The organism is Sulfuriferula sp., assembly GCF_054605375.1.
In genome coordinates, this window is record NZ_JBTSEG010000032.1 from 19,848 (window position 1) to 29,503 (window position 9,656).

The following is a 9,656-nucleotide window of genomic DNA, read 5'->3' on the forward strand; positions in this document are numbered from 1 at the left end:
GTGGTGTAAAGAAGATTAGAAACGGGTCACTTCGGTGGCCCGTTTTTTATGTGCTTGACGTAGCGATGTGAATAACCTATCTTTCCGTAATACGGTATTACGCATTACGGAGAGCGAAATGCAGACAAGTAAGGTGACGAGCAAATATCAGGCAACCATTCCTGCTGAAATACGCAAGAAGCTCGGCATCCATGGTGGCGATACCCTGGCATTCGAAGTGATCAACGATGAAGTCAGGTTGCGCCGCGCTACGCCGCTGGATATCCAGTATGCGCAAGCGCTGGCCGGCACGTTGAGCGAATGGAGCTCGGATAATGACGCTGAGGCATACCGTGAGCTATGAACGCTTCGATGTGGTCAAAGTGCCTTTCCCTTTCACCGGTAAAGCGCAGGCCAAGAAACGCCCGGCACTGATCCTGTCCGCTAACGCAGCGTTTAATGCGCCCGCTGGACATAGCGTGCTGGCGATGATTACCAGCGCGAAAAATCCGGCTTGGCCTCTTGATGTCGGGGTAACCGGCTTGACCGCGGCCGGCTTGCCTGCGCCGTCAGTGGTGCGAATGAAATTGTTTACCCTCGATCATCGCTTTGTGCTTGGTAAAATAGGTCACCTGGATGCGTCCGATGAAGCAGCAGTGACGCGGGCGCTGGAAAAATTATGTGGGTGAACCCAGCCGGTGAGGTGGCAAATGATGCTGGACAAACTGATTATTGAATTCGACAAAGGGCTGCGTACCCTGCTGGCGCCGGCGCTGAGCGCGCGCCCGCTGCCGGGACGCGATCTGAGCGAACCGGAGCTGGCCGCAGCGGATAAAAAGCACGCGGCAGGGCTGATGCGGGTGAACCATGTCGGCGAAGTGTGCGCGCAGGCGCTCTACCAGGGGCAGGCGCTGACCGCGCGTGATCCGGCAGCCAAGGAGGCGCTGGAGGAAGCTGCGCGCGAGGAGACCGAGCATCTGGCCTGGTGCGAATCGCGCATTCACGCGCTGGGCGGGCGCAAGAGCCTGTTGAACCCGGTATGGTACGCCAGCTCGCTCGCGCTGGGCATGGCTGCGGGCGCACTGGGCGACAAGTGGAGTCTCGGTTTTCTGGCCGAAACCGAACGCCAGGTCGAAGCGCATCTGGGGGGGCATCTGGAGGCGTTGCCGGCAGATGATGCCAAAAGCCGCGCAGTGGTCGCGCAAATGCAGGAAGATGAAGCGCGCCATGCCGAAACGGCCATGGCGCATGGGGCGCAAGCGCTGCCTGCGCCGGCCAGGATGGCGATGCAATTGGCTTCGAAAGTCATGACGAAAACTGCTTACTGGGTATAATCCACGCCTTTGCGTTTGGAAAATTAAGCAATGACGAATTTTGCAGAAAATCTGGAAAAACTGGAAAACGTAGACGCCTTCGCGTTGATGAAGCTGTTCGGCGAAGACGGCGAAGTCGCGGCAGTGATTGAAAACAAGCCAGGCAGCAGCGGCTCGTTCCGTGTCTATTATCATGTCGCGCTCAAATGGGGTGGGGTCGGTCCCAAAGCCGCCGAGGAAGCCTTGGCGCTATTTGCCGAGCACACTGAAGATGCGCGTGCGCACCCCGGCAAGCATCCCAATATCGACCGCCTGCTGCAATCAATAGAGCATAATACCTATTACTCGGTACGCTGTTACCCGGCGTAATTGCCGTAACCGCGCTACGCCTCCCGAATCTCGAAATCGTGGGTGATCGCGGCGGTTTTGCCGAGCATGATCGAGGCCGAGCAATATTTTTCTGCGGATAGGTGGATTGCGCGTTCGACCAGTTCCGGTTTGAGGTTTTTGCCGGTAACGACAAAATGAAAGTGAATTTTCGTGAACACCTTGGGGTCTTCGTCAGCACGTTCTGCCTGAATTTCCGCCACACAATCACTAATCTCGGCACGCGATTTTTTCAGGATGTGCACCACATCGTAAGCGGTGCAGCCGCCGGTGCCGATAAGCACCAGTTCCATTGGGCGCGGCCCCAGGTTGCGGCCGCCGCCTTCTTGGGCGCCATCCATTAATACAGCGTGTCCGCTGCCGGTTTCACCGAGAAATGCAACGTTTTCGATCCATTTGATGCGTGCTTGCATGTGTAACTCCTGTGCAGGAAGGGATGATTTTATCCTTTTAGCCGATACCAGATAAGGCCGATGGCTTCATGCATTGCATAATAGCTGTCCAGGAGTCCGCGTGGCTGGGGAATAAAATCCATTACGCGGGTTTTTTTGGTTAACGTAAAGCCGGTTCCTGCGGGAATGACGCTGAAGCCGGCTTTTTCAAACGAGTAAACCGCACGCGGCAAATGCCAGGCATGGGTCACCAGCAATATGCGCCTTATCTTCGTGGGTGCAAGCAGCGCATAGCTATTGCGCGCATTTTCCCAGGTGGTGTTGGAATGTGTTTCCTTCCAATGTACCGGCACATGGAAATCCTGTTCCAGCACGGCCTGCATCATCACTGCCTGCGCTTTGCCGCCAGTAGGCCGACCCCCCGTCACCAGAATAGGCAGACCCGTCATGCGGGCCAGGCGTGCGCCATAACGCAGCCGCTCCAGTTCCATGGAATCGACGGTATCGCCACCGTATTCAGGTGCTTCAAAATAGGTGCCTGCACCCAGAATGACGATGGCGTCAGCCTGCGGAAGATGCGCAGGATTCAGTGCGGGGTAGGGTTCCAGTTGCGCAAGTAAGCGATTTCCCACGGCAGGCATGGATAGAATGGTTAGAAATGCCAGCGACATAAATATCAGGGCACGTGCCAGCGTTGGCCATCGACGTAACAGCATGAAGCCTGCAAAACCCGGTAAAACAAGATTCAGGGGCGGGAGTAATAAGGCGCTAATCAGGTTTGTGGCCAGCCAGTTCATGGAATTTGATACAAACTCAAACGTCGAATTCTAACAGCGGTTTGACAGTCGCAGTAGATGGCCGTAAAATGCGCGGCTTTCCTCATCCAGATTCTCAGGGGTTTCGAATGAAAACCTTTTCCGCTAAAGCGCACGAAGTTGTGCGTGATTGGTTCGTGGTTGATGCTACGGACAAAGTGCTCGGCCATGTGGCGGCCGAAGTTGCGTATCGTCTGCGTGGCAAGCACAAGCCCATATTTACCCCCCACGTGGATACCGGCGATTTTATCGTGGTCGTGAACGTGGACAAACTGAAAGTAACCGGCAATAAGGCAGAAGACAAAAAATACTATCGCCATACCGGCTATCCTGGCGGTATTCGTGAGACCACTTTTGCCAAGATGCAGGAACGTTTTCCTGGTCGTGCGCTGGAAAAGGCTGTTAAAGGCATGTTGCCTAAAGGCCCGTTGGGCTATGCCATGATCAAGAAGCTCAAGTGCTATGCCGGTGGTGAGCATCCCCACGCTGCGCAGCAACCCAAAGCGATGGAAATCAGAGGATAAGCGATGATCGGAAATTATTATTACGGCACCGGCCGCCGCAAGAGTTCTGTGGCACGCGTGTTCATCAAGCCTGGTAAGGGCAATATCGTTGTGAACGAAAAACCTGTTGACGAGTATTTTTCGCGTGAAACCGGTCGCATGGTGGTGCGTCAACCGTTGGAGTTGACCAATAACTCAGCCACCTTTGACATCATGGTGAATGTGCATGGCGGTGGTGAATCCGGTCAGGCCGGGGCAGTTCGGCATGGGATTACGCGCGCTTTGATCGAGTTTGATGCGGAACTCAAGCCTGCCCTCAAGAAGGCTGGTTTGGTGACGCGAGATGCACGTGAAGTTGAACGTAAGAAAGTTGGTTTGCGTAAAGCGCGCAGGGCCAAGCAGTTCTCCAAGCGTTAAGCGCTCGGAGCACAGAAAAAGCCGCCCTGTATTATCGGGCGGCTTTTTTCATTGCGGGTTCGCGGTATCATTAGAGGGTTACAGCACAGGGGAAGACAGATGATCAAGGTAGGCATCGTTGGCGGTACTGGCTACACGGGTGTGGAGTTGTTGCGTTTGCTGGCGCGGCATCCGCAGGCTCAGTTTGTGGCCATTACGTCGCGCAAAGAAGCGGGCATGCCGGTTGCGGATATGTTTCCCAATTTGCGCGGCCATGTTGATTTGAGATTCTGCGATCCGCAGGATGCTGGTTTGGACCAATGCGATGTCGTGTTCTTTGCCACGCCGAATGGCATCGCCATGCAACAGACGCGTGAATTACTGACGGCGGGCGTGCGTGTCATTGATCTTGCAGCGGATTTCCGTATTCAGGATCTGGGTGTATGGAAAAAATGGTATGGCATGGAGCACGCCTGCCCTGATCTGGTGGCGCAGGCTGTGTACGGTCTGCCGGAAGTGAACCGGGAACAAATCAAGACGGCGCAGCTGATTGCGAATCCCGGTTGCTATCCAACGGCGGTTCAGCTGGGATTTTTGCCATTGCTGGAAGCGGGTATGGTGGATGAAAGCTACCTGATTGCCGATGTCAAATCCGGGGTGAGTGGAGCTGGTCGTAAAGCTGAAGTAGGAACACTGTTTGCTGAGGCGGGTGATAATTTCAAGGCGTACGCTGCTTCGGGTCATCGCCATTTGCCGGAAATTAGTCAGGGACTGGCGCGCTATGCGGGTAAACCGGTTGGTCTGACATTTGTGCCGCATCTCACGCCACTGATTCGTGGCATACATGCGACGCTGTATGCGCGTCTGACCAGTGAATCCGATCCGCAGACGCTGTTCGAGCAGCGTTATCAGCATGAGCCATTCGTGGATGTGCTCCCCTTTGGGTCTCATCCGGAAACCCGTTCGGTACGGGGTGCCAACACCTGTCGTATTGCGTTGCACCGTCCGCAGGGGGGCGATACGCTGGTCATTTTATCGGCGATTGATAATCTGGTGAAAGGCGCATCCGGTCAAGCAGTGCAAAATATGAATATCATGTTCGGTTTGCCTGAAACCATGGGTCTGGAACTAATCGGTCTGTTGCCTTGACTAACCGGTAGTGATTGACGTATGCGTGGGTACTGCCCATAATGAAGGACAAAATTTGAGTTTTAAGGAGTAGCGATGAATGCCATGACAGAAATGCCTAGCGTACTTGTTTTTACCGACAATGCTGCCAATAAAGTGAAACAGTTGATCGAAGAGGAGGGTAATCCTGACCTGAAACTGCGTGTATTCGTCACAGGCGGCGGTTGCTCCGGTTTTCAGTACGGTTTTACTTTTGATGAAGTAACCAATGAAGACGATACACCGATGGTCAAGAACGGTGTGACGCTGTTGATAGATCCAATGAGCTACCAATATCTGGCGGGTGCCGAGATTGACTATCAGGAAGGCCTGGAGGGTGCTCAATTCGTGATCAAGAATCCGAATGCCACATCCACCTGTGGTTGCGGTTCCTCGTTTTCTGCCTGAGATAGCAGGTTCTGCAAAAAAAACAGGCGGCCATATGGCCGCCTGTTTTTTGTTTGTAACAAAGGTATTATGCCGGATAGATCGCACCTAATACACAAGGGTGGCGTGCGCCGGTCACCTCCGTCAGATTGCCAGGCAAGCCCAATCTGGTCTGTCGAGCCAGCCATGCAAAGGCATGCGCCTCAAGCCAGTCCGGGTCAACACCCAGCATTTCCGTAGAAGCCAGCAATTTCCCTGGAAGGGCTGCCCGCAAAGAATCCATAAGGGCTGTATTGCGCGCGCCTCCCCCGCAGATGTATACCTCGTGGGCATTGGGACAATGCGTCTCGATGGCGTGTGTTATACCGTAAGTGGTCAGACCGCGTAGTGTTGCCTGTACGTCTTGTGCAGACTCGGTGCCCGTCAAATGGCTATCGAGCCAACCCAGATTGAATTCTTCGCGTCCTGCACTTTTGGGTGGTGGTGCCGAAAAAAAAGCATGTGCAACAAGTTGATTGAATAAATCTGGAAGCTGTGTTCCAGCTGCGCCCCAAGCGCCTGCTTGATCAATCAGTTGACCGGTATGGTGTTGGCACCAGGCGTCCATAAGCAAATTACCGGGGCCGCAATCGAAGCCGATTATTTTGCCGCTGGGGGGCAAGTCAGTCAGGTTCGAGATGCCGCCAATATTGACAATGACACGGTGTTGGGTGGGGTGGCGCAAGGCCGCCGCATGAAAGGCGGGTACGAGTGGTGCGCCCTGGCCGCCGGCGGCGATGTCGCGACTGCGAAAATCGGCGATCACACTTATGCCCGTGAGCTCGGCAAGCAGGCTGGGGTTAGCCAGCTGTATCGTGTAGCCTGCGTCGGGGCGATGCCTGACGGTTTGGCCATGGCACCCGATAGCCTCAATTGTTTCAGCTGACATGGCACTTCTGGCCAGTAATTCCGATATGGCGCGGCTGTATAGTCTGGATAATTCATTGGCGAGCAGGGCGGCACGGTGGAGTTCATCGTGGCCCGGGAGATGAATTGCCAGCAGCTGTTCACGTAGTGGCTCAGGATAGGGAAGATACGCGGTGTGGACAAGTTCCCCCGTGAGCGGACCTGCGGTATCAAAACTGACCAGTGCTGCGTCTACACCATCCAGGCTGGTGCCGGACATGAGTCCGATGAAGTGTGTTTTCCCAACCAATTTGACCGGCAATTATTCCAGGGCAGCCAGATTGGTGCCATTAAGCAGGTCGAGCTTGGCGAGCAACGGCTGAGCAGCACTGCGGAATATCGGTCGATATTGAGCCGAGAGCGGCAAAGTGTAAGGAATTTTTGCGGTTAAAGGATTTACCGCCACGCCTGCAATACGGAATTCAAAGTGCAGATGCGGACCGGTAGCCCAGCCGGTACTGCCAACATATCCAATCACGTCACCCTGATGAATTTTTTCGCCTTTATGCAGGCCCTTGGCAAAGGCTGACAAATGACCATAGGCAGTGCTGTAGTTGCCGCTATGCTGCAGCAGGATAAAGTTGCCATAGCCCCGCTCCTGGCCGACGAAAGCCACTGTTGCATCGGCGACGGCCTTGATTTTGGTTCCTGCGGGTGCAGCGTAATCGACACCTTTGTGTTCACGCCATTGTTTCAGGATGGGATGGTAACGCATGCCAAAACCTGAAGAGATGCGGGAGAATTCAATTGGCGAGCGCAGAAAGGCTTTTTTCAAGGACTTGCCGTCAGGGGTGTAATACTCGCCTTTTCCATTGGGTTGCTGGAAATAGACGGCTTTGTATGTCTGACCATCGTTGGTAAACTCGGCTGCCAATATACGCCCGGTCATCACCAGTTCGCCATTGTTATACATGGCCTCGTAAACAACCTTGAATTTGTCGCCTCGGCGCAGATCCTTATGGAAGTCGATGTCGGTGGAAAATAGATCAGCCAGTTGAGTGGTAATGCTGTCAGGTATGCCGGCTGCGTCGGTGGCGCCAAACAACGAACTGCGAATTTCGCCGGATTTCATCACTGTCCTGGTTTTCAGTGCCGCCTGCTGTTGTGTGACGGCGAAATTTTCGCCCTGCCTGGAAATTTGCAGCAATGTACCGGCTGTATTGATATGGCGTAGCCAGAGCAATTCTCCGGTATCTGTAGTTTGAGCCTGGATGCGTTTGCCTGGTCTGATTTGCGCAAGCGCACGTGTGGCTTCGGGGTTGCGCAGAAAACGTGCGATTTCCTCGCTGGATACACCCAGACGATCAAGTACGCTGGCTACGGTGTCGCCGGATTCAATGCGCTCGTCGCGCCAATAAGCGGTTGCTGGGTTGGAATTGTCGGCCTGGATTACGCTGGCCGGCACGGTCAAATTCTCAACTATGGTACTGACAGGAATGTTGTTGGTATCGGTTTGTGGGGCGATGCCAAAGGCAGCTATGATGCCGAAAAGCGGCAAGGTTGATGCGGCGACCAGCCAGCGCAAGCGTACTTTACGTGCGTGTAATTTGTCCGCTTGCGTTAAACTTACTGCCTTTTGGTTCGCCATGGTGCCAGCCTTTCCGTACGAATTCAACGCGAGAGCTTAACAGATTAGGGTCGGAGCGGAAAGCACGGCGATCCATCTTATTAAAATACAAAATATATAGATGTATAGCGGCCAATAATAAAATACAAAATATATAGATGTATAGCGGCCAATAAATAAATTTCTTTAAATTGTTGGATATATACCCGAGGTGCTAATGCTTGATTCGGAAATACAAGAAACCCTGCGGATTATCAGGCGCGGTTGTGATGAATTGATTGTGGAGCAGGAGCTTGTGGAGAAGTTGCGTGCAGGTAAAGTCCTGCGTGTGAAGGCGGGTTTTGACCCCACTGCACCCGATCTGCATTTAGGGCACACGGTGCTGCTCAACAAAATGCGCCAGTTGCAGGATTTGGGACATCATGCCTTGTTCCTGATAGGGGATTTCACCGGCATGATTGGCGATCCTACGGGTAAAAATGCCACGCGCCCGGCGTTGACGCGCGAGCAGGTGCTGGAAAACTCTAAATCTTATACCGATCAGGTATTCAAAATACTCAAGCCCGAGCAAACCGAAGTGGTATTCAACTCCACCTGGATGGATAAGCTGGGGGCGGCAGGTATGGTCAAGCTAGCGGCCAGCCATACTGTGGCGCGGATGCTGGAGCGGGATGACTTCCACAAACGTTATAAGGGAAACCAGCCTATCGCCATACATGAATTTCTCTACCCGTTGGTGCAGGGCTATGATTCTGTGGCGCTCCACGCGGACCTGGAGCTGGGTGGTACCGACCAGAAATTCAACCTGCTGATGGGCCGCGAACTACAGAAGCAGCATGGACAGGCGCCGCAATGCATCCTCACCATGCCGCTACTGGAAGGCCTGGATGGTGTTAACAAGATGTCCAAATCGCTGGGCAACTATATAGGTATCACTGAAGCGCCATCGGAAATATTTGGCAAAATCATGTCGGTGTCTGATGAGTTGATGTGGCGTTATATAGAGTTGCTTTCTTTCGAATCCTTGGAAACTATCGATGGCTGGCGTGAGCAGATCAATGCCGGAGCGAACCCTCGCGATACCAAGGTGCGCTTCGCCCAGGAAATTGTGGCGCGTTTTCATGGTCCTGCGGCGGCAGGCCAGGCACTAAACGATTTCGAGGCGCGCTTCAGGCAGGGTGCCATCCCTGATGTGATGCCGGAGGTAAGTTTGCAGGCCGATAATGGCAGTCTGTCCATTACGCAAGTGCTCAAGCAGGCTGGGCTCACAACCAGCACCTCCGATGCCATGCGTATGATCGAGCAGGGCGGGGTGAGGCTGGATGGCGACAAGATCAGCGATAAAACATGGGTGTTGAGCGCGGGCACGTGTGTGGTGGTGCAGGTTGGAAAACGTAAATTTTCCCGAGTCACAATCGTCTAACATATTGAATTTAAAACACATCGCTTGGCATGATGTACTTTTTATGAAAAAACGATTGACGGCATGTTTCAGGGCTGTATAATTCGCATCTCGTTGTTGATCGGCATGCACAGAAAACAGATTAAAATCATCTAGTTAATAGCGTTTTGTGAAAACTTTGTGAGTTCTGAATTTTGAAAATGTTGTTGACATGCGGATTTAAGTAAGTATAATTCGCACCTCGCTGATTGAGGCGAGAATGAATGAAATTGGAATCACCGCTCTTTAACAACAAGACAACCGATAAGTGTGGGTATTTGCGATGGGTACCTGATTTTGGGAGCTGGGTAACTGGTTTCTGGAAGAGGGAAGTAAGAAATTGCAAGTGCTCAGACTTAAAGCA

Annotated in this window: 13 protein-coding genes; 9 read left to right on the forward strand and 4 right to left on the reverse strand. The window is 53.3% G+C overall.

Translation table 11 applies throughout. The features are described 5' to 3' along the window. Positions 1–118 precede the first annotated feature (118 nt). From ACYCZJ_RS14155 to ACYCZJ_RS14170, 4 genes are read left to right on the forward strand one after another with little or no spacing between them, the layout of a single operon-like run. Complete coding sequence (locus ACYCZJ_RS14155; protein WP_461554878.1) at positions 119–343, forward strand: AbrB/MazE/SpoVT family DNA-binding domain-containing protein; 225 nt, start codon at positions 119–121, stop codon at positions 341–343. Further along, a complete protein-coding gene (locus ACYCZJ_RS14160; protein WP_461554879.1) occupies positions 315–668 on the forward strand; it encodes a type II toxin-antitoxin system PemK/MazF family toxin in 354 nt (117 codons plus the stop codon). The genes ACYCZJ_RS14155 and ACYCZJ_RS14160 overlap by 29 nt, the downstream gene beginning before the upstream one ends. A 21-nt stretch (positions 669–689) precedes the next feature. Beyond that, positions 690–1,313 (forward strand): 2-polyprenyl-3-methyl-6-methoxy-1,4-benzoquinone monooxygenase, encoded by a 624-nt coding sequence (gene coq7, locus ACYCZJ_RS14165; RefSeq protein ID WP_461554880.1) that lies wholly within the window; start codon positions 690–692, stop codon positions 1,311–1,313. Positions 1,314–1,343: 30 nt separating this feature from the next. Next, positions 1,344–1,661, forward strand: a complete 318-nt coding sequence (locus tag ACYCZJ_RS14170; protein ID WP_461554881.1) for a DUF2322 family protein — start codon at positions 1,344–1,346, stop codon at positions 1,659–1,661. A 14-nt stretch (positions 1,662–1,675) separates the two neighbouring features. Here ACYCZJ_RS14170 and ACYCZJ_RS14175 read toward each other — a convergent pair whose 3' ends face one another. Both ACYCZJ_RS14175 and ACYCZJ_RS14180 read right to left on the reverse strand, forming a co-directional pair. After that, on the reverse strand, positions 1,676–2,092 hold the full coding sequence (locus ACYCZJ_RS14175) for an OsmC family protein (RefSeq protein WP_461554882.1): 417 nt from the start codon (positions 2,090–2,092) through the stop codon (positions 1,676–1,678). 29 nt (positions 2,093–2,121) lie between these two features. After that, the gene (locus ACYCZJ_RS14180) at positions 2,122–2,787 is read right to left on the reverse strand and encodes a YdcF family protein (RefSeq protein WP_461554883.1); all 666 of its coding nucleotides are present in this window, start codon (positions 2,785–2,787) and stop codon (positions 2,122–2,124) included. 188 nt (positions 2,788–2,975) lie between these two features. On the opposite strand from ACYCZJ_RS14180, the gene rplM reads away from it, so the two are divergent. The 4 genes from rplM (at position 2,976) to erpA (ending at position 5,360) form a co-directional block, all read left to right on the forward strand. Then, positions 2,976–3,410: a 50S ribosomal protein L13 gene (rplM, locus tag ACYCZJ_RS14185; RefSeq protein ID WP_461554884.1), complete on the forward strand. Its 435-nt coding sequence runs from the start codon at positions 2,976–2,978 to the stop codon at positions 3,408–3,410. Positions 3,411–3,413: 3 nt separating this feature from the next. After that, on the forward strand, positions 3,414–3,806 hold the full coding sequence (gene rpsI, locus ACYCZJ_RS14190) for a 30S ribosomal protein S9 (RefSeq protein ID WP_461554885.1): 393 nt from the start codon (positions 3,414–3,416) through the stop codon (positions 3,804–3,806). A 99-nt stretch (positions 3,807–3,905) separates the two neighbouring features. Next, positions 3,906–4,934 carry an N-acetyl-gamma-glutamyl-phosphate reductase gene (gene argC, locus ACYCZJ_RS14195; protein ID WP_461554886.1) on the forward strand — a complete coding sequence of 343 codons (1,029 nt, stop codon included), beginning with the start codon at positions 3,906–3,908 and terminating at the stop codon, positions 4,932–4,934. A gap of 75 nt (positions 4,935–5,009) precedes the next feature. After that, positions 5,010–5,360 carry an iron-sulfur cluster insertion protein ErpA gene (gene erpA / locus ACYCZJ_RS14200; protein ID WP_461554887.1) on the forward strand — a complete coding sequence of 117 codons (351 nt, stop codon included), beginning with the start codon at positions 5,010–5,012 and terminating at the stop codon, positions 5,358–5,360. A gap of 67 nt (positions 5,361–5,427) precedes the next feature. On the opposite strand, the gene ACYCZJ_RS14205 is transcribed toward erpA, so the two are convergent. Both ACYCZJ_RS14205 and ACYCZJ_RS14210 read right to left on the reverse strand, forming a co-directional pair. Further along, positions 5,428–6,534, reverse strand: coding sequence for an anhydro-N-acetylmuramic acid kinase (locus ACYCZJ_RS14205; RefSeq protein ID WP_461554890.1), 1,107 nt, complete (start codon positions 6,532–6,534; stop codon positions 5,428–5,430). A gap of 12 nt (positions 6,535–6,546) precedes the next feature. Then, positions 6,547–7,872 carry a peptidoglycan DD-metalloendopeptidase family protein gene (locus ACYCZJ_RS14210; RefSeq protein ID WP_461554888.1) on the reverse strand — a complete coding sequence of 442 codons (1,326 nt, stop codon included), beginning with the start codon at positions 7,870–7,872 and terminating at the stop codon, positions 6,547–6,549. Positions 7,873–8,068: 196 nt separating this feature from the next. Here ACYCZJ_RS14210 and tyrS point away from each other — a divergent pair, with 196 nt between their 5' ends. Then, the gene (tyrS, locus tag ACYCZJ_RS14215; protein ID WP_461554889.1) at positions 8,069–9,274 is read left to right on the forward strand and encodes a tyrosine--tRNA ligase; all 1,206 of its coding nucleotides are present in this window, start codon (positions 8,069–8,071) and stop codon (positions 9,272–9,274) included. Positions 9,275–9,656 lie beyond the last annotated feature (382 nt).